Source organism: Streptomyces sp. NPDC127114 (genome assembly GCF_042677525.1).
In the GTDB taxonomy this organism is placed as follows: Bacteria; Actinomycetota; Actinomycetes; order Streptomycetales; family Streptomycetaceae; genus Streptomyces.
Map to the genome: position 1 here is coordinate 1 of NZ_JBHXTJ010000023.1, position 19,125 is coordinate 19,125.

The following is a 19,125-nucleotide window of genomic DNA, read 5'->3' on the forward strand; positions in this document are numbered from 1 at the left end:
GCCCCCGTGGGGGCATCGCCTCAGTCCCTTCGCCTTTGTCGGCTCGGTGCAGCGCGGCTACCGCCGCAGGGCCTGCGCCCCGCCAATGGTCGGCGCCGGACACGAAGCCGAGGCTCGGAGCTTCTCGCCGATCCAGGGCCGCGAGGACCGGTCGCCGGTGGGCGTCAGCCCTCGTCCTCTACGTCTGGGAGCTTGTGCTTCAGCTCTCCGACCAGGTTGTTGATCGTGGCCATCATCTCGGCGGACAGGCCCGCGCCGTTGCCGCGGGCAGCCAGGCCGAGGATCTGCCCTCCTCGAATCGACTTGAGGAAGCGGATCGACTCCAGGAATTCGCGGACCTCTTCGTTGAGCTCCGCATCGTCCTGGAAGATGGCGACGTCGACCTGGAGCGCCTCGGCAAGGCCGGCGCGCACTGCTTCGGATGCCTCGGTTGTCGCGCCCTTGCGAAGGGCGGCGATGTCCTCAGCCGTAACGACTGGCCCGCTGGCATGCTCATTTACGCGCCGAACGATTTCGTCGTCGGAGGGCGCGTCCTGGTCGAGGTAGCCGTACTCCAGGAGATAGTTGATCTTCTCCCCGACCGTGCGGGGTGCCGACGCCCGCTCGTCACCCGAGGTCTCGGGGCGAATCCCGAACGAGCAGTCCTGGGCGGCCAGCAACTCCGCTTCGGTCACCCCGTACGCCTCCGCGAGGGGTCGCACATAGGCGTCACCCAGCCGGCGCCGACCGGACTCTGCATTGCTCACCGGCACGCGACTCGTGCCGAGAACCTTAGCGGCGTCTGCCACGCTGAGGCCGGCATCGCATCGCAGGAGCTGGAGGTCCGGCGGGCCGTCGTGGGGGAAGAGAACGTCGAGCGGCTGACCGAGCGCCGCTGCAATCGCGGGGAGCTTCTCACCCTTGGGGAAGTCCTGGTTGCTCTCCCATCGAGCCACAGCGGGAGCCTTGACGCCCACCGCGGCGGCCAGCTCGCCCTGGCTCAGGTCCTTGCCCCGCCGGACAGCGCGTACACGCTTGCCGTCGAACTGACGTGGCACATGAACTCCAGAGTGGCGATCGGGGACGGGTCGGGCGGCGCCGAGGCAGCCTCAGATCAGGGTTGATACTTCCAGGAAAATAATGTAAGTTTCTGTATCGAACCTGCTGATCGGGCTACCCCACTCTATGGTGCCAGCCTCCAGTGGACTCCTGCGCATGCCGCATCGCCGTGGCTGCTTTCGGTACCTAGTCGTTGTCGGCCGGTGGCGGGAGCACCCTCCGATGATGTCGCCCGTCGTGGGCCCCGCGCGACCCGTCGCAATCCCTGGGGCTAGGGGATGGGCTCACCGCAGGTGTCCCGGCAACGACCCAGGCAGGCGCCGGAACGAACGGAGGGGAAGCACGTGCCGCAGAGAGCCAGCCCGGCAGGAATCCGGGCGAGATGAGACCGGTGCCCAGGAGCTACCAACTCCTGGACACCGGGTCCGGCTCCCTAAAGGGCGCCGATTCACTACTACGCAGGCAACGGAACTTCTTTGGCGAGAGGCCGCTGCGTGCGTTTCTAGCAACCATGGAGTATCGCATGCTTGCCATGCCGAAGGGAATCCCTTCCTCAGTGGCCGGCCACGGCCAGCCCCAGCTCGCCCCTGCCGTCGAGCACGTCCGTCCCCTCTCCGCTCCCTGCCACGGCCAGGCTCCCAGTCGGCCGTCTGGGGTTGAGCGCGCCTCCGAGGCGATGGCCCGGCCGGGAGGGCCCGCTTCTTGCTGCACGCCCGTGCACCCCGTCGCGTTCCTGCGGCTCGGCGCGTGAGGGCGGCCATGGCGGACGCGGACGGCCTCGACGCCTCCATTGATGCATGGGTGAGCGCACAGCTCGAAGCCTCGCCGGACTGGGACCGCGAGAAGTGGGAGACGCTGGGGAAGATCCTCGACGTCGAGTTCTCGGTTCCCCACGATTCGCGCGTCTACGACTTCGTGAAGCCTGTTACCGGGACCTCGGTCGACAGCGAAGCCGCTTAGCTCACGCCTTCCTCACCGAGAGTTTTCGACGACTCTCGCTTCCTCTTCTGGCACCGGACCGGTTGGGCTGCCGTGTGCCGCTAGCACCATGAGGCGAAATGAGAACCACAATATCCGACCTCTCCGAGGCGGCTTTGCGGGGCGACTGGGGCCCCCTCATCAGGGAATCCGAGAAGGCCCGAGGGAAGCACTGGGCCGAGAATGCCCGGTGCTCCGGGCGGGATACCGACATGTTCTTTCCTCTCGGGGACGGTCCGCAGGCCGAGCCGATGGAAACGGTCGAACGACTGGGGCTGTCGCTGGTCAGGCCGCTGAATCTGTGTGCGGCCTGCCCGCTGTCGACGGCGGCCCGGTGCTTGATCGAGTCCTTGCGCAACGACGAAGAGTTCGGGATCCGCGGGGGGCTGATTGCCTCGGAACGCTCTACTCTGCGGGCCAGTTGGCAGAAGCGCACCGACGAGAACGCTGTCGGTCGAGCGCTGCGCGGCTCAACCGCGGCGTTGAGCAAGGCGGAGCGTAACGAAGTGATCGCCCGGTTCGCGGCCGATCCCACGATGGATGCCACTGCCGTGGCGCGGGGGCTCGGAATCACCCACGAGTACCTGTTGAAGCTGGCACGGACCCACCGGCAGAAGCGCCGGTCCGAACTGGCCGCGCCGCCGGTTCGAAGCGCTGACGCTGCCTGACGGCCGCGAGGAAACGATTCTTCCCGCAAGGACTTCCTTGCGTCCTGGAGCCTACCCATGTCTCAGAACAACCTCACTGCTTTGACACGGAAAAACCTCGAAGAAGAAATTAGAAGGGTTGCCCCCGCTGCGGTTCTTGTCCGGGTCTTTCCGGTCCGGCGAGGCTTCACCTACCTATTCGAGCCCGATTTCTACCGTACGTTTCTCGATCACAGGACGGAAGAAGGCGTGGCGCGACTGGTCCGCCGGACTTTCGGCGGTCTCGCGGACTGGCGGGTCGCTCACGACTTCTATCTCCCTACCGGGGAGCTTTACCTCACCCCGGAGCCGCACCAGAAGGGGTACATCCCGGAAGACGACCAGTCCTTCGGCCTCGTACCGGCACGCCGTATAGCGATATCCGACGGGAACTTCGAATGAGCGAGATAGCCACGGACCTGGTGTGGTCTGAGTCCAAGGCGTGCAGGGGCTCGCGGCTCGTCCTGCTCGCCCTGGCCCGGGAGGCGGATGATCAGGGGCGGGCGACCCTCACCCTGGAGGAGATATCGCGGCTGACCGGGCTGACGGTCCGCTCGATCACGACGTGCCTCGGTGACCTGGCGTCGCTCGGGGAGCTGAGCCGCGAACGCGGAGGCGGGGCGTCCAACCCCAGCAGGTACTCCATCCTCCTCGGCCAGGCCGGCGGGACGGCGGCGCGCGAGGGGACGGAACTTCCGTCTTCGGGCTCCGGCGTGCCGCAAGGTGGGAGGGACTTCCAGGAAGGGGCTTCCCAGAATTCCCCTGTGGTGCCCTCAAATTGGAATTCTCTTCACGGCGAGCCGGAAGTTTCTTCCTCGCGTGTGCGTGGTGGTAGTACTCCCTACGGGAGTACTACCACCACCAAAAAGCAAGCTAGCTTTGCTGATTCAAAGCTCCGGGAAGTTTCATCCGGACAGGATTCGGTCGAGGTCCCGGAAGGCGCCCGGGAGCTGGTAGCAGCGATGACCGCGGCCGGGATGGTCGTCGGCTGGCGGCTGACCGAAGCGGAATGGGACCGGGTAACAGCCCTCGCGGCCCGTTGGGGCCACCAACGGCTGGTCGAGATGGTCGCCCGGCGCTGGAACTCCAAGCGCCCGCCGCTGTCCGCCCGCTACCTGCTCCGCATCTGGGCGGACCTCCCCGATCAGGCCCCGGAGCGGGCGGCCCAGACCAACGTCGTCCCGCTGCGGAGGCAGCCCGGAACGTGGGTGCCCTTCCAGAACACCGCCCAGCCCAGCGCCTACCAGAACGGATTTTGATCATGGCCCCCAACCCAGAGCGCGCGGGCAGCGCCGCATCCCTGCGGGCCATGGAACGCATACTCGCAGCGAGAGGGCTACAGACCGTGCCGGAAGCGATCGACGACGACTCGCCGGAGGAGAACCCGGGCGACCGACAGTGGCACCGCCGGGCCCGCGCGGAGTACGCCCTGGGCCGCTGGAACGCCGCGACCCCGCCCCGGTACCGCGACGCCGACGCGAGCCTTCCGGAAGTACAAGCCTGGGCCGATCGGGCTCTGGCCGACAACGCCGCCGCCGGTGCCCTGCTCCTGACCGGCCACACCGGCACGGGCAAGACGCACGAGGCGTACGGCGCGCTGCGGAGGATCGCGGCCGGCGGCCCGGACCGGTTCGAGCTGATCGCGGTCAACAGCGCCGACATGTACGGCCGGCTGCGGCCCTCACAGGTCATGGGCTCGGCCGAGCGTGAGCTCCGGCGGCTCAGCGAGGTGCAGTACCTGCTGCTGGATGACCTCGGCACCGCGAAGACCTCGGAATGGACCGAGGAGGTGACGTACCGCCTCATCAATCACCGGTACAACCACTGCCTGCCGACCGTCATCACATCCAACCTCCCCGCGCGTGACGAGACCGGGCCGGACCTGACCGACTTCGTCGGGGCCCGGGTGGCCAGCCGACTGGCCGAGATGGTGACCAGCCTGGTCCCGATGATCGGCGCGGACCGTCGACGCGGCGGGAGGGCAGCCTGATGCCCGTTCGCCTGCAAGGGGCGGCACCGGACGCCGCCCTGTCCACAGCCTGTGCATACGTCGGTCCTCGCAGCCCGTACGCGAACCCGTTCACGCCCGGGGACCGCAGCCCTTCCCCGGCCGGGCCCCCGATGGGCCCGGAGGAAGCCGTGGACCTGTTCTCCGCGACGCTCCGGGGACCGGTGGGCCGCTCCTACGCGGAGGAGTTCGCCCGCGCGCTCCGCGGCCTCGACCTCATGTGCACCTGCCCCCTCGACGTGCCGTGCCACGCGGACGTCCTGCTCCGTCTCGCCAACTCCCCCGGCGGCGGCAACACCATCTCCACCAGCAACTCCACGGAAGGCCCCGCGATGCCCCACCCGATCATGGTCTCTGCGGCCGAACAGCTCACGCTTGACAGGTGGCGGCGCACCGCTGCTCGGCAAGACGCCTTCCGCACCTGGGGCCCCCGGTCCACCAAGGCGGCGGCCAATTTCGCCCACCGTCTCCTCGGCGCCGATGCTGCCACCCTGGAGTGGCAGACCCTGGGTCTCCTGTCGTTCGAGGAGCATCTCCAGGCGTTCGCCTCGCTCGACACCGTCGGCGGCCAGCACCTGGAGCTGTACTACTCCGACCAGGGCGGCACGGAGTCCATCACCCTGCGCGTGTCCTGCATGAGCTGCCCCAGCCAGCACGTACACGCGGTGACCTCCCTGGAGCAGCTCGGACACCTGCTCTCCCAGACCCCGGCCTGGCAGTACATCGCTCCGCAGGATGGGGGCAACTACTGATGTCCCACGCGCACATATCCCCGGTTACCGGCAACTCGCAGTCCGCAGTCCCGCTGCGGAGCATGACCCCCTGGGACCGGTCGGCGATCGTCCTTCTGGGCGCGGCCGGCTTCGCATTCTCGTACGACGCGCTGCGGCAGATCGCCATAGCGATCCATGCACGCGAGACCTTGTCATACTTGTTCCCGCTGTTCATCGACGGGTTCATTGCGTACGGAGTGCGGGCGATCGTCCTGCTCCGCCACCAGCCGTTCCTGTCCCGCCTCTACACCTGGTTCCTGTTCCTCGCAGCCACGGCGGCGAGCTTGGGCGCGAACGCGCTGCACGCCATCACGCTGAACCGCGGTCCGCAGTCCGCGCAGTCCGCGCTGCACCTCACGGACAGTGTCGTCGCGGTGCTGTCGATGCTCGCGCCGTTGGCGCTAGCGGGCTCGGTCCACCTGTACATCCTGATGGCGCGGACCGCCGAGTTGTCCGTCCGGGACGGGGCGGAATCCGGTCCCGGACCGGTCCGCCAGGCCGCCCAGGACTCCGCGAGCGGCACCCAGGTCCCCGGGCCCGGGCCGCTGGACACCGGCGCGGACTCCGGGATGAGGTCCGCGTCGTCCGCGCCGTCCGGGACGGTCCGCGCGGCTGTTGACCTGCGAAAGCCCGCAGAGCGCCATCCGGAGACACCTGCTGCGGCCGGGCCGAGGCCGCGACCGTCCGCGGCGGCGGACCGGGCGGACGACGGGCGAGGACCGGCCGACGGGCAGCCGACCGGCCGCCCGGACCAGGAGGTACCGGTGCCCGCCCCGGCCGCTGCCGAAGCACCGGCCCCGGCGCCGGTCCCCGACCCCGCGGGCGAGAGCGGACCGTCCGTCCCGGACGACGCCGAACCGCCACAGGACCGGGAAGCGTCGCCGTCCTCGGCGGACCCGGAAGCACCGGCCCCGGCACCGGTCCCCGACCTCGCAGGCGACGGCGGACCGTCCGTCCTGGACGACGCCGAACCGCCACAGGACCGGGAGGCCGATGACGAGTGGCTGGAGGACCTGTTGCCGGTCGCTCGGGCGGCCTACCGAGAGAGCGGACGGATCAGCCGTGACGCGATCAAGGAGGCCGTCCGCGCACGGCAGCCGATCAGCAACGACCGGTTGGGCGTCCTGCTGGCGCGGTTGAAGGACGAGACGGACCAGCGCGCGAGCGCCCCCGCCGCCGCCTCCAGCGCTCTTTGGTGATCTCATCTCATTGGGGCCGCGTGGTCGCTGCCGTCTCCACCGCAGCGACCGCGCCCGGCCTCGTCAACAAGGAAGGACCGGTCATGTGGCGACGCCGTCAGAACCGCACGGAGGAGACGGCCCTCACCGAAGGCGTGCACGCCGCGTCCGCGCTCGCCGCACACCTCCAGAACGGCGGCCGGCTGGCACCCATCGAAGCGACGGACGTCCCGCTGGCTGAGGGGGAGACCGCCTTCGCCGACGTGTGGTGCTCGGCCGCCCGCTTCTACGGAACCGACGTCGTCTATCCGCGGCCGGCGGGGTACTGGGAGAACCACCCCACCTTCGGCCAGCAGTGGGTGCCCAACGCTCTCGACGCCCGGCGGCGGCGGGAAGCCGAGGCCGCCGCCGAGCCGCAGTGGCGTGACCACACACCGGCCCGGATCGTCCTGTCCTCTGCGGGCGTGCGGCTCAGGCCGACCGGCTCGGTGGACTGGATGCCGTTCGACCACTGCCTCCTCACCGACCTCACCGCAGGGCCGCACGGGCTGGTGCTCTCGTACAGCACGTGCGCACCCCTGTGGGTCGCCGGGCCCGCCGCAGCCTGGCTCGGAGTGGCGATCGAGCACCTGCGCCGGGCCGAGTAACGCCGTCTCCAGACCGAGAAGCCGGAACCTAATTCCTGGAATTAGGTTCCGGCTTTTTTGCTGATTCGAGTTGTCCGCAGACCCCTGCGAGGATTTAGGCACGGCCAACGCCACAAGGCGTTTTCGGCCCACAGGAGCCCCGAATCCCGGGCTTCCCTTTTTCCTGGAAGGGGCTGATGGCCTTGATATGAGCGGCTGCTTTCGTGCACCGTCCCCCCTGAACTATGCCACGGGCTGACGGATACTGGGAACGGCATCTGACCTGGGATGAAGGTCTGCCGGTGAGACCAGTGAACAGCTACCGGACCGGCGCGGCAAAGATACGCCCCTGGTCCGCCAATTCTGCGGCGAGCAACCGCCGATAAAGCCCGCAGAGGAAATCCCCCTCCTCTGCGAAGGGGTGTTGCGGCCCCCTCCCCCTGGGCCGCAACACCCGCTCTCAAAATCCCCTTGCACCGAGATTGCGGATTCCCCATGCCTCGATCCAGCCGTTTCATACGCATATCCGCAGCCATGGGTGCTGTCGGCGCGCTGGCCGCGCTGTCGGCCGGCTGTTCCAGCGGCCCGGAGGCTTCCTCCCGCTCATCGGCCGCGCAGGCGGACACCATCTCGGCGGGCTCCCCGGAGACGAGCGCGGTCCGGGCTGCAGAAGCCCCAGCGGCGCCGCCGAGCACCTCCTTGCCCGCGGATATCGAACAGAGCGCGCGGGCATTCACCGCGGCCTACGCTCAGCATGACGCCCGCGACGGCAAGGACTCCTCGTTCGCCGACGCCGGAGCCAGGGCCGCCAAGTTCGCGTCCGGCGACCTGGTGCCCATCCTCGGCCAGAAGCGGCCCAGCCAGGAGGCGGCCTGGGCCGCGCTCCGCGCCGAGCAGGCCCGGCAGACGGTCGACATCACCTCCACCGCGGTCCCCGACGGCGCACCGGCTCCGACCGGGGCCGTCGCCCTGGTCCGGGTGAGCTACACCCTCACCACGACTCCGGCCTCCGGACCCACGCGGCGGAGCGGCGAACAGCTCGCCCTGCGACTTGAGCACACCTCCCAGGGCTGGCGGGTCACCGCCTTGCCCTGGGCGTGACGGGGCCTCGATGAACAAGGGCTCGAAGTTCGGCCTGAGCCTCGTCTCCGCCATGCTGGTCAGCGGCGTCGCGCTGCTGACCACGTTCGGCGGGGCCGACAGCGCCTCCGCCAAGGAGGCCGGCCCCGGCGGCGGAATCAAGACGGACGCACCCGTTCCCGGCTGGGTCCGCGACCTCATCAACAAGCACGCGGGCCTGTGCCCGCAGGTGACGGCCAGTCTGCTGGCCGCCCAGCTGTACACGGAGTCGAAGTTCAACCCGGACGCCGTGTCCCCCGTCGGCGCTGTTGGCATCGCTCAGTTCATGCCCGGCACATGGGCCGAGCACGGCGTGGACGGCAACGGCGACGGGATAAAGGACGTCCGCAACCCCGCCGACGCCATCGCGGCACAGGCGAAGTACGACTGCACCCTGGCCAAGGAAGTCAAGGACGTACCGGGCGACTCCACCGAGAACATGCTCGCCGCGTACAACGCGGGCGGCGGGGCCGTGATCAAGTACGGCGGCATCCCACCGTACGAAGAAACCCGGAACTACGTCCGCATCATCCGCGACCTGGCGGCCCAGTGGGCGGACGCCGTCCAGCCGGACCTCCCGGCCGGCAAGGGAGCGGCCCGCGCGATCTCCGCCGCGAAGACTGCGCTGGGGACTTGGTACCAGTGGGGTGGCTCCTGCGAGTCGCCGTACACCGGCATGGGCGGCTGCGACTGCTCGTCGCTCACCAAGATGGCCTGGGCCGCGGCAGGCGTGAACTTGCCGAGGGTGACCTATGACCAGGTCAAGGCCGGAACGGCTGTTCCCAGTGTCTCCCAACTGGCCCCCGGCGACCTGCTGTTCACCGTTCCCGGAGCGTCCGGCCCGGAGCACGTCGGCATGTACATCGGCAACAACGAAGTGATCGACGCCCCGCACACGGGCGCTCAGGTCCGCATCAAGCCGCTCAGTTACTGGACGCCGCAGATCATCGCCATGCGGCACGTCGGCTAATCGCCACAAACTCCCTCATTTCACCTCACACGTATCAAAGGGCCTGAACATGTACAACCTGCTGTCTGTCGCCGCCGACCCCTCCCTCCACACCACCCTCGCCGCGGGCGCCGACGTCGTCTCCGGCGTCAAGCCGGACTGGGGCCCCTTCGGGAAGCTCGGCGGGACCGCGAAGGTCATCCTCGGCGTCATCGCCGCCGTAACGCTCGTCATCGGCGCCGGCGCATTCCTCGCCGGTGTCGGCAAGAGCAAGGGCTGGTTCGGCGAGGGCCACAGCACCATGGAGAGCAGCCGGGGTAAGGGGCTCATGGTCGGCGGCTTGACCGTGGTCTTCCTGGTGGCCAGCTTCGGCACGATCTTCGGCATCACCTACGGCATGGGTGTGTGACCCATGAGCTCACGACTCCACAGGAGAAACGATTCCTCAAAGGCGGGCCGACCGCCCCGGCCCGCTGCGAAGCTCACGGGTATCGCCGCCGGCGGGGTCGCGGTCGTCACCGCAGCGGGGGTGATCGTCAGCCTCGCCACCGGTTCCCCTTCCACGTCCGCCCCCTCGGCGTCCACGCCCGCCCAGGCGGCCCCGCAGGTGAACGTGGAGCGCGCCCGCACGGTCGACGGCGTCGCCGTGGGCTACCCGCACACGCAGGATGGCGCGAAGGCGGCAGCGGCCAACTACACCGTGGTCAGCGGCAGCGCCGCCTTCCTCACCAACAGCGAACGCCGCCACCGCGCCGTGACGGCCATGGCCGCCCTGGAAGCCGCCGACGCGATCGGCAAGAAGGCCGACCTGGCAGCCACTCAGGCGGTCGCCTCTCTCCGGGGCGACACCACGGACCTCTCCCCCGGACAGGCCATCGCCCGCACCGGCGTCCTCTCCGCCCGTGTCCTGGGCTACGACGAGAAGGGGGCCATGGTTCGCCTGTGGACGGCGACCGTCCGCGGCAGCGCGGCCGGACACGCGACCCCGAAGGCGGGGTACCGGTCGGTGACGGTCACCCTCGTCTGGGAGGCCGGCGACTGGAAGCTCAAGGACAGTTCGAGCACCGCCGGGCTGGTCGCACCGATCGACGCGCGGCAGACATCCAACGTCGCCGGGGACTTCGCTGGCTACGTGCCAGCCGCTGCGGACGACCCGGTCGTCACCGGTGCGATCCGCCCGGACGGCTTCCCCGCGCCCTACGAGCAGAACGAGCAGGGCGCCCGTGCAGCTGCGGTCAGCGCCGTCATGCTCTACGGCGACACGCGCTTCTTCACCGATGAGCAGTGGCGGCACCGGATGCTGGCGGCCACCGCAGCACCGAGCGTGCTCAAGTCGGTCACGTCGGACTCCGACGCGACCGCCCGCCTCGTCGCGGAGAACCGCGGGGTCGGCACGGACGGCACGTCGGCGGACGGCAGCGAACTGATCACCCGGACGGCAGTCCTGGCGACGCGCACCATCTCGTGCTCAGACCAGGCCGCGAGCATCGAGCTGTGGACGGCGTCGGCCGGCGGGGTGGCGGGCAAGGAGGAGACCCGCCGCCCGCAGGTCGCCTTCCTGCGGATGACCGTGGATCTCGTCTGGGCCGATGGCACCTGGAAGACGACCGCTGTCACGCCGTCCGCACCGCTCGTTCCGTCGCCGCCCGCGATGCAGCAGGCGGACTCGGCGGACGCCTTCGCCGAGGTGGGGGGTGTCGGCAATGCGCCTGCGACTGCGTGACGACGCCCCCGGCCTGCTGCGGGTCGAGCGGACGGCTCCGAGCCGTTGGCGGCGCAGGCTCCAGACCATCGCCGTGGTCAACGTCGTCGTCGGGTTCTTCCTCGTCCCGTCCGCGGTGGCGAATCCGTTCTGCTACATCCCGATGGTGTGCGAGGCGAAGGCCGCGATCGACTTCGTCAAGGACCCGCTCGGCTTCCTGCTCCAGAAGCTGACGGAAGCCAACATCTGGTTCCTGCGCAAGATGCTGGAGCTGATCCAGGCCACCACCAAGATCGACCTCACGTCGCCCGGCTTCCTCAAGCAGTACGCGATCATCTTCGCGGCCTCCTGCCTGCTCACCGTGGCGCTCTGGTTCATCGCCGTCGCCAAGCGAGCGGTGCGCGGGGTCAGCATCACCACCGCCATGGGCGAGGCGATCGGCTTCCTGCTCCTCCAGTTCACCGTCAACGCCCTGACCCCGGCGGCCCTCGCGCTCCTGCTCACGGCGATCGACGAGGTCACGGCCGTCTTCGAGCCCTACGCGACGGAGAACTTCAAGCCATTCCTAGAGAACGTCCTCACGGTCATGGCGGCGAACCCCAGCGAGGGCGTGGGGCAGCTGCTGGTCGTCAACCTGATCATGATGGCCGGCGCGTTGCTGATGTGGATCGAGCTGCTGATCCGCAGCGCCGCGATCTACACGGCCGTCGCGCTCGGGCCCATCGTGAACGCCGGACTGGTCGACAAGGATCTGTGGGGCAAAAGCAAGAAGTGGTTCGGCGCCATCTTCGCCATCGCCCTGTCGAAGCCGGTCCTGTTCGCCCTGCTGGGCCTGGGCGGCGCAGTGCTGAGCGACAGCTCGGGCTCTATGTCCGACCAGGTCTCGAAGACCCTGGTGGGCGCACTGATCCTCCTGCTCGCGGTGTTCGCCTCGGCCACGCTGTACACGTGGCTGCCCGAGTTCGGCGACCACATGGCCCAGCTCCACCACGACCGGAAGGCAGCCCAGTCCTCCGGCCCGGCCGCCGCGATCGACGGCCCCGGACAGCACGCGAACCGGGCGATCAACTCCCGGGTCCAGGACGCCCTGGTGGGCGGCGGCGGGAAGTCCGCCGGCGCCAAGGCTGCCGGAGCCAAGATGGGCGGCGGAACCGCCGCCGCAGGCGGCGTGGTCACCGCCGGGGCGGCCGTGGCCAAGGCCGGGCTCGACATGGCAAAGAACAAGGCCGCGAGCTCCCCCGGCGCACAGGGTGCCGATGCCGCCAACGGTGGACTCGGCCAGGCTGAGGACAGCGGCCACACCGGAGCACCGGGTGCCCCGACGGGCACCTCCTCCAGTCCGGTTGTCGGCTCGGCCCCGGACTGGTCCGCGGCTAACGGCCACGCGGGTTCCGAAGCGCCGGCCACCGCCGGGTCCGGGGCCACGACGTCCGGCCCGGTCGTCGGCTCGACCCCGGACTGGTCCGCGGCCAGCAGCCACGCGGTGGCGGCATCGGAGGCTCCGGCCACCGCTCGCTCACAGGGCGGAACGGCCTCGGGCCCGGTCGTCGGCGCCGTCCCGGCGCCGTCCGGTGTCGGCGCGGCGTCCGACGCACCAGCCACCGCCCGCTCGCAGGGAACGGGCTCGGGCCCGGTAGTCGCTCCGGCCCCGTCAGCGGCGGGCGGCAGCGCCGCAGCGCCGCGCCCGACCGGCACCGGCGGAACACTGGCTCCCGTGCGGTCGCTCCCGCCGCAGGCTCCGCCCCCGGCCGCGCCTGCCCCGACACCGGTGCCCCCGGCACCCTCTCCCTCCCCCGCACCACGAACCGCTTCGGGCCCCGGGCCCTCCGTCTCGCCCGCGCCGCCCTCGCGGCCGGCTGGCGGACAGACGCTCGGCCGGCCGGACCCCAGCAAGGACCGATGACCCATGTCAACTCGTACGTATCAGTTCGGAAAGCACCGCCCGACGGGGCTGGTCGGCCGCCGCGACCTCGGCGAACAGGTCGTTCTCGGCAGCGGCGCCGTAATCGGCCTGATGCTCGGCTTCGCCTTCAACGGCGCGATCGCCCTCGCGGCTGCTGGCCTCGCGATGCCGATCCTTCTCGCCCTGGTGATCGTGTATGCCCCGTACCGGCCGAAGGGCACGTCCCAGCGGCGCTCGCTCTACCGCTGGTGGCGGATCAACCGCTACCACCGCAAGGCGCTCCGCCGTACTGGCGGTGTCTGGGTGTCGCCCGCCGTCGAGGCCGGTGTACGCAGGGACGGAACTCCTCCGGACGCCGCTCTGACGGAGCCCGACGGCATCGCGGGCATGACCTGGGTGCCGGTCACGGTCCGAGGGCAGCAGGCCGTCGTCGTCCTCCAGCCGGAGGCCGGCTGCGTCACCGCCGCGCTGGAGGTCACCTCTCCGGGCCTGGGCGGCAAGGACGTCGGCGAACAGGTCGTCGCGCTGGAGCGCTGGGGGGAGGTCCTCGACGCCTTCGGCAACGTGGAGGAGCACCCGGTCAAGCGCATCCAGGTCCTCGCCCGCCAGATGAAGTCCGACCCGTACGCCCACCAGCGGTTCATCGCGCAGCGGGACGAATCCGCGGCGACGGCCAACGCCCCGCAGTGGCTCAAGGACTCGTACGACCAGCTGGCCAACGCGGTGTCGACCAGCGCCGAAGAGCACCGGTACTACATCACCATCCACGCGAAGTTCACCCGGGACCTGGCGGCCGAGGGCTCAGCCCGGGGAAGGGGTGACGACGGGATCGCCGCCGCGATGGCCATCTACCTGGACGAGCTGTGGTCCCGCGCCGAGGACGCCGACCTCTCTGTGGTCGCCCCGCTGGACGAGGGCAGGATGACGGCCCTCATCCGCAACTCGTACGACCCTGACCATGCCATCTGGGACACCGATCTTCCCCGGGCCCACGCCTTCCCGCGCAACGTCGACGTCCGGCAGGGCACCCACCTGGCGACCCGCGCGGCAGGAAGCACCGAGAGCTGGTTCCACGCCACGGCCCACGTCGCCAGCTGGCCCACCACCCCCGTCGGCCCCGGTTTCCTGTCGCCTCTGCTGATCGGGATGCCCGACGTCATCCGGACCTTCTCCATCACGCAGCAGCTGGAGCCGAACGACAAGGCCGTGGAACGCATGCTCGCCGAGGACACGAACAACCAGGCGGAGATGCACCGCGACCGCCAGCGCGGCAAGAACATCGACCCCCGCGACCAGATCGCCGCGAACGCCACCGGTTCCCGCGGCATGGCCCTGGCCGCCTCTGGGGCGGCCGGCGCCGCGGTCGTGGGCTACATCACGATCTCGGCCCGCAGCGTCGAGGAACTGGAGCGCACCAAGCGCACGACCGCCAGCCGCGCCCGCAACTCGAACCTGCGGATCGAGTGGCTCGACCTCGAACACGCCCGCGCCTTCGCCAACACCCTGCCCCTCGCCGGAGGCATCAAGTGAGTGACCTACTGAACCTCGCCCCGCTGTCCCCGATGCACCAGACCGTGCGCCGTCCGCTCTACACGGAGACGACCACCAGCCAGGCCCTGTACCTGCCGGTGGCGCCGCCGACTCTGGGCAGCGCGGGCGCGATCATCGGCCGCGAACTTTATTCCGGAAAGGCTTTCATCTACTGCCCTTTCAGCGCGTTCGGTGACGGACTTCCGGGAGGCAACATGATCGTCATGGGGGATACCGGGCGCGGAAAGAGTTCCCTCACCAAGACCTATGCCGCGCGGCAAATTCGCCTCGGCAGGAAAGTCGTGGTTCTGGACACGAAGGAGCAGAAGGAACGGGAGGAGGGCGAATGGGCGGCTCTAGGCCGTTCTCTCACCGGCAAAGCCCCGGTGAAGTTCGCTCCCGGCGGCGGGTCCGGCGCCTCCTGCATCAACCCCATGGACCCGGCCATCGCAGGCAAGCGGCAGGTCGAACTGGTCAGGACGATCGTTGAGCTCGGCCTCGGCAAGCCCTTGGACGAGTTCGCCGGCTCCGCCCTGCGGATCGCCATCCGCAGGGCCCATCGCCGGGCGGACGCCCTCGGCCGCACACCGGTGCTGGCGGACGTTGCCGAAGCGCTCCGGGCCCCGGAGGAGTCCGATGCCGAAGCGAAGCAGCGGACGCGGGACGAACTGCTCGCCGACGGGCTCGAAGCGAGCTACGTTCTCGACCGGCTGTGCGGCAGTGAGCAGGATTCGACGGGCGACCTGGTCGGCATGCTGGACGGGCCGACCAGCCTCGGCGTTGGTCTCGACACCGACATGGTCGTGTTCGACCTCACCAAGGTCCCGTCCGGCGGTGTCGCCATGACCATCCTCGTCGCGGTGATCAGCGTCTTCCTCGAAGAGGTCTGGCTGCGGCCCCTGTGTGAGTGCGGGACGGAACCGAGCCAGCACGAGCGTGTGGTGGTCGACGCGGACTCCGGCGCCTGGGAGGTGGGACCGAACCCAGCGACGGGCTGCCGCCGCTACAGCCAGCGCAAGCGCATCCTCATCGCCGAAGAAGCATGGCACATTCTCGGCACTCCTCAGCTGGCCGCCCTGCTCGAAAAGTTTCTGAAATTCGCGCGTGGCCTGGGATTGTCGTGCATTTTCATCGTCCACCACCTGTCAGATATTGATGACTCGCCGGAGACGCAGGCGGCACTGAAAATGGCCGATACCGTGGTCATTTACTCGATGAAGAAGGCCGAAGCGGAAGCCACCGTGGCCAGGTTGGGGCTGCCGGGGTGGACGGCGGACCACATCGTGCGGCTGCGTCGGGGAATCGCCCTGTGGGTGGTGGGAGAGGTGATCTACCCCGCCGTGCAGCACCTGCTGGTCGTGGCGGAACAGCACCTGTGCTTCTCCTCCGGCTCGATGACCGACGTCTCCACCAGCTACCCGGACGCCGCATGAACGGCTTCCGTCACCTCCAACTGGCCACCGGCCGCATCCAGGCAGATCCGGAAGGGACGAACTCCATGACCACCACGACCGGGACCGCGCTCCCGACTGATCACAACGCGGCGCGCGGGGACATCGACCAGCTGCACTCAGACGCCCTCGAACTGGCCCGGCGCACGAAGGCACTGGCCACTGCCCTCGACCACGGGGACTACTCCGCGGCCGGAGGCCGTGTCCGCACCGCCGCCGCCCACCTGTGGCGCGCGGCCGAGGACCTGCACGCGGCTTTCCACACGGCCCCGCCGCGATGTGCCGGGCCCGATGCGGCGATCTCCCAGCTCTGCGGCCGGCGCATGCGCTACCTCGCTGCCCGTGCCGGACAGAGGGCCGCGTAGTGGACGTCATGCCCAGCGGGATCTCTGTGGCCCTGTACGCCATCGCGGCGGTGTGTGCGGTGGCCATGGCCGCCGTCTGGCTGGTGATGAAACGCTCCGCCCGAAACGCCGGGTTCGCGGACAAGGGCCTCCTCAAGCGGCAGCTGTCGGCCACGGCCGTCCTCAAGGCCACGGAGATCCGGCCCTCTCTCACCCGCGGTGGCGACGACCCGCGCCGCCCGGCGGCGAATCTGGCGAAGAAGCGATCCGCCACCCGCTGACCCTTCTCCCTCCCTCATCTCGGAGCACGTCATGCAACACCCTCTCTCCCCGCAGGACTTCGGCTACTCGCTGGGCACCTCCCAGCGTCCGAAGGGCGTAGACCTCTGGTCCCGCGCCGACAAGGCGTGCCGGGTCATCGGCCCCATGGGCTCGGGCAAGACGCTCCGCTTCTTCGCCCCGACCATCCGCCAGTGGCCCGGACCGGTGCTCGCCACCTCCACGAAGGCGGACCTGGTCGAACTGACCCTCGACGCCCGGCGGGCAGGTGGCAGGCCCGTCCTGGCCTTCGACCCGCAGGACATCGCCCCCTCTGTGCCGAGGTTCCGGTGGACGCCGATCACGGGCGCTGCCGATACCGAGACCGCGATGATGCGGGCCAAGGCGTTCGTCGCTGGCTCGCGCACCCCGGGGGCGGCAGCGCAGTCCAGCGAGGGCGCCGCCTTCTACAAGGGCCAGGCCGCGAAGATCCTGGCCGCGTACTTCCACGCCGCCGCGCTCGACGGGGCGAGCCTGGAGTGGGTGTTGAAGTGGGCGCGCAAGCTGACCGATCCCGCGCCGGTCGGCATCCTCGACGCGCACCCCGGGGCCGGGCCCGGCTGGGCGGACATGCTCCGAACGGCCACCAGCGGCGACAGTCGGACTGTCGGCAACACGGCCTCGACCTTGGACGCCGCGCTCGCCCCCCTCATGCACGAGTCGGTCGTCCGGGCCTTGCTGGGAGACGGCGAAGACCCGACCGACTTCGCCGAACTCCTCGACGCGGGCGGCACCGTCTACCTGCTCGGGAAGGACTCCGAGGTGAACAGCGTGGCTCCGCTGACCACCGCGATCACGGAAGACCTGCTCGACATCGCCGAGGCTCACGCCGTCGCCTCGCCCGCCGGCCGACTCGACCCGCCGCTCCTCGGCGGGCTGGACGAAGCCCCCAACATCGCTCCCATCCCCAGCCTGCGACAGCGCGTCGCCGACGGGCGCGGTCGCGGGATCACCGTGATCATCGGCCTCCAGGGCTGGGCGTCGGCCCGCGCCCGGTTCGGCGAGGACACCGCGAACGAGCTGGCGAGCTTCACCAACAACGTCATCGTCTTCGGCGGGGCGAAGGACCCGGGCTTCCTCAAGGACCTGTCGGACTTGTGCGGGCAGGTTGAGCGCGAGCGCACCACGAAGACCAGCAGCGGCGGGGACCGCGGCAGCCACTCGACCGCCACCCACATGGCCCTGGAGCCGGTCCTGCGGAGCGACGAGATCCGGTCGCTGCCGGAGGGCCACGCGCTCGTACTCGCCGACAACCTGCCACCCGTGATCACCCGCCTCGACGGCATGTGGACCTGGGACTCCTGGCCGGAGATCGAGGCCCACGTCCACCAGCTGCGTGAAGCGAACGAGACGGAGCGCCGTCGGCGGTCCGCGGCGAAGAAGAAGCAGGCCGCGGCCCATGCCGCCGCCTGGGCCGCCCGGGGAGCCGCCGCGTGACGAACCCCCTCGCCCAGTTCCAGCCCTTCCCCGAGGCACCAGCGTTGATCTTGGAGTACATCGCGGAGCGGAGCGCGGAGGAGTCCGTGGTCGACGGCCCCCCGCCGTGGGACCTCGGCGCGCTGTCGGCCGAGCTGATCGAGCCGATGCCGGCGTGGCTCGACGCGGTGTGCCGCTGGTTGAACGAGACGTACGCCTGGCAGCCGCAGGACGTGATCCCGCCCTGCTGGAAGAAGCACGAGGGTCTGGGGTACGAGATCGCCGCCCTGGCCTTCGCCCGGGACGACGCCTACGCCGACGCGGGCTCAACCGTCGTCTGGCACGAGCAGTACGACCGGTTCGTCAGCCGCATGAACAAGGTGCTCGGCAAGGCCGGCGACGAATGCCGCCTTGGACGACACGAAGACCGACCCGCACGATTCCAGCTCGCCGCCTGGACCGATGAGAACACCGGAGCCGCCACATGGTGACCTCGAACCCCCATGTCGTCTTCGACACCGACCCGCAGCACGGCCTGCTCGCACGAAGCGGATGGGAGCAGGCAGAGGCCCGCGCCGTGCTTCGTGATCTGGGATGGGAGTGGCAGGAAGAACTGCACGCACTCGTCTCGCCCGCCGACACCCCGGATGTCGATGCCGGAGTGCAAGCGGTGGAACAGCTCCACCTGCACGGGTACCGGACGGGATTCGCAGTGGGACGGTTCGGCGCAGTCCGGCTGACCCTGGATCGCGCCGAACAGGTGCTCACGACCGTCACCACACAGGGGGCTGTCGAACCACACGTCGACTCCACGCCCATCTCGGAACCGGCACGGCGCCCGTACGCGGCGTACGGCGAAGCGGCTCTGGCGGCGGAGCGAATCGAGCCTGAACGTCCAGACGCACCTGCGGTCTAGAGCCTGTCTCTTTGTCGCTCATGTGAACCTTCTCTGGGACGCGGGTGGCATGAGGCTGCTCGGCGGCGTGGCGCATGCCCTCCACCAGTTCGCCGTTGGAGCTTCCTCTGGGCCCGGCGTCGGCCACCGGTTTCTTTCACCGCGGACACCCATCTGATGGGAAGTCGTGTGGTTGCCGCTGTCACGCTGC

The 19,125-nt window shown here is 69.7% G+C and carries 21 protein-coding genes; 20 read left to right on the forward strand and 1 reads right to left on the reverse strand.

The window, feature by feature from the left end; translation table 11 throughout:
* Nucleotides 1-164 precede the first annotated feature (164 nt).
* Nucleotides 165-1,037: a helix-turn-helix domain-containing protein gene (locus ACFVGS_RS22670; RefSeq protein WP_385693462.1), complete on the reverse strand. Its 873-nt coding sequence runs from the start codon at nucleotides 1,035-1,037 to the stop codon at nucleotides 165-167.
* Between the two features lie 760 nt (nucleotides 1,038-1,797).
* Here ACFVGS_RS22670 and ACFVGS_RS22675 point away from each other — a divergent pair.
* From ACFVGS_RS22675 to ACFVGS_RS22770, 20 genes are all read left to right on the forward strand, one after another.
* Complete coding sequence (locus ACFVGS_RS22675; RefSeq protein WP_385693463.1) at nucleotides 1,798-1,998, forward strand: hypothetical protein; 201 nt, start codon at nucleotides 1,798-1,800, stop codon at nucleotides 1,996-1,998.
* A 98-nt stretch (nucleotides 1,999-2,096) separates the two neighbouring features.
* Entirely contained in the window at nucleotides 2,097-2,684 is a 588-nt protein-coding gene (locus ACFVGS_RS22680) for a WhiB family transcriptional regulator (RefSeq protein ID WP_385693464.1), read from the forward strand.
* A 57-nt stretch (nucleotides 2,685-2,741) separates the two neighbouring features.
* Nucleotides 2,742-3,104, forward strand: coding sequence for a hypothetical protein (locus tag ACFVGS_RS22685; protein WP_385693465.1), 363 nt, complete (start codon nucleotides 2,742-2,744; stop codon nucleotides 3,102-3,104).
* A gap of 560 nt (nucleotides 3,105-3,664) precedes the next feature.
* Entirely contained in the window at nucleotides 3,665-3,961 is a 297-nt protein-coding gene (locus ACFVGS_RS22690) for a hypothetical protein (RefSeq protein ID WP_385693466.1), read from the forward strand.
* A 2-nt stretch (nucleotides 3,962-3,963) separates the two neighbouring features.
* Nucleotides 3,964-4,692, forward strand: coding sequence for an ATP-binding protein (locus tag ACFVGS_RS22695; protein ID WP_030460589.1), 729 nt, complete (start codon nucleotides 3,964-3,966; stop codon nucleotides 4,690-4,692).
* Entirely contained in the window at nucleotides 4,692-5,462 is a 771-nt protein-coding gene (locus ACFVGS_RS22700; protein ID WP_385693467.1) for a DUF6195 family protein, read from the forward strand. The genes ACFVGS_RS22695 and ACFVGS_RS22700 overlap by 1 nt, the downstream gene beginning before the upstream one ends.
* Before the next feature lie 62 nt (nucleotides 5,463-5,524).
* Nucleotides 5,525-6,682: a DUF2637 domain-containing protein gene (locus tag ACFVGS_RS22705; RefSeq protein ID WP_385693468.1), complete on the forward strand. Its 1,158-nt coding sequence runs from the start codon at nucleotides 5,525-5,527 to the stop codon at nucleotides 6,680-6,682.
* 83 nt (nucleotides 6,683-6,765) lie between these two features.
* Nucleotides 6,766-7,308 (forward strand): hypothetical protein, encoded by a 543-nt coding sequence (locus ACFVGS_RS22710; protein ID WP_385693469.1) that lies wholly within the window; start codon nucleotides 6,766-6,768, stop codon nucleotides 7,306-7,308.
* Between the two features lie 678 nt (nucleotides 7,309-7,986).
* Nucleotides 7,987-8,388, forward strand: a complete 402-nt coding sequence (locus ACFVGS_RS22715; protein WP_385693470.1) for a hypothetical protein — start codon at nucleotides 7,987-7,989, stop codon at nucleotides 8,386-8,388.
* Nucleotides 8,389-8,398: 10 nt separating this feature from the next.
* Complete coding sequence (locus tag ACFVGS_RS22720) at nucleotides 8,399-9,376, forward strand: bifunctional lytic transglycosylase/C40 family peptidase (RefSeq protein WP_030460594.1); 978 nt, start codon at nucleotides 8,399-8,401, stop codon at nucleotides 9,374-9,376.
* Nucleotides 9,377-9,425: 49 nt separating this feature from the next.
* The gene (locus ACFVGS_RS22725; protein ID WP_030460595.1) at nucleotides 9,426-9,764 is read left to right on the forward strand and encodes a hypothetical protein; all 339 of its coding nucleotides are present in this window, start codon (nucleotides 9,426-9,428) and stop codon (nucleotides 9,762-9,764) included.
* Between the two features lie 120 nt (nucleotides 9,765-9,884).
* The gene (locus ACFVGS_RS22730; RefSeq protein ID WP_385693471.1) at nucleotides 9,885-11,078 is read left to right on the forward strand and encodes a hypothetical protein; all 1,194 of its coding nucleotides are present in this window, start codon (nucleotides 9,885-9,887) and stop codon (nucleotides 11,076-11,078) included.
* The gene (locus ACFVGS_RS22735; RefSeq protein ID WP_385693472.1) at nucleotides 11,059-12,960 is read left to right on the forward strand and encodes a hypothetical protein; all 1,902 of its coding nucleotides are present in this window, start codon (nucleotides 11,059-11,061) and stop codon (nucleotides 12,958-12,960) included. The genes ACFVGS_RS22730 and ACFVGS_RS22735 overlap by 20 nt, the downstream gene beginning before the upstream one ends.
* 3 nt (nucleotides 12,961-12,963) lie before the next feature.
* Nucleotides 12,964-14,490 (forward strand): SCO6880 family protein, encoded by a 1,527-nt coding sequence (locus tag ACFVGS_RS22740; RefSeq protein ID WP_385693473.1) that lies wholly within the window; start codon nucleotides 12,964-12,966, stop codon nucleotides 14,488-14,490.
* Nucleotides 14,491-14,522: 32 nt separating this feature from the next.
* Nucleotides 14,523-15,923, forward strand: a complete 1,401-nt coding sequence (locus tag ACFVGS_RS22745; RefSeq protein WP_385693474.1) for an ATP/GTP-binding protein — start codon at nucleotides 14,523-14,525, stop codon at nucleotides 15,921-15,923.
* Nucleotides 15,924-15,988: 65 nt separating this feature from the next.
* Complete coding sequence (locus ACFVGS_RS22750; protein ID WP_385693475.1) at nucleotides 15,989-16,306, forward strand: DUF6238 family protein; 318 nt, start codon at nucleotides 15,989-15,991, stop codon at nucleotides 16,304-16,306.
* An 8-nt stretch (nucleotides 16,307-16,314) separates the two neighbouring features.
* Nucleotides 16,315-16,566, forward strand: a complete 252-nt coding sequence (locus ACFVGS_RS22755; protein ID WP_385693476.1) for a hypothetical protein — start codon at nucleotides 16,315-16,317, stop codon at nucleotides 16,564-16,566.
* A gap of 31 nt (nucleotides 16,567-16,597) precedes the next feature.
* Nucleotides 16,598-18,040, forward strand: a complete 1,443-nt coding sequence (locus ACFVGS_RS22760) for a type IV secretory system conjugative DNA transfer family protein (protein WP_385693477.1) — start codon at nucleotides 16,598-16,600, stop codon at nucleotides 18,038-18,040.
* Nucleotides 18,037-18,510: a hypothetical protein gene (locus ACFVGS_RS22765; protein WP_030460604.1), complete on the forward strand. Its 474-nt coding sequence runs from the start codon at nucleotides 18,037-18,039 to the stop codon at nucleotides 18,508-18,510. The genes ACFVGS_RS22760 and ACFVGS_RS22765 overlap by 4 nt, the downstream gene beginning before the upstream one ends.
* Nucleotides 18,504-18,935: a hypothetical protein gene (locus tag ACFVGS_RS22770; RefSeq protein ID WP_385693478.1), complete on the forward strand. Its 432-nt coding sequence runs from the start codon at nucleotides 18,504-18,506 to the stop codon at nucleotides 18,933-18,935. The genes ACFVGS_RS22765 and ACFVGS_RS22770 overlap by 7 nt, the downstream gene beginning before the upstream one ends.
* Nucleotides 18,936-19,125 lie beyond the last annotated feature (190 nt).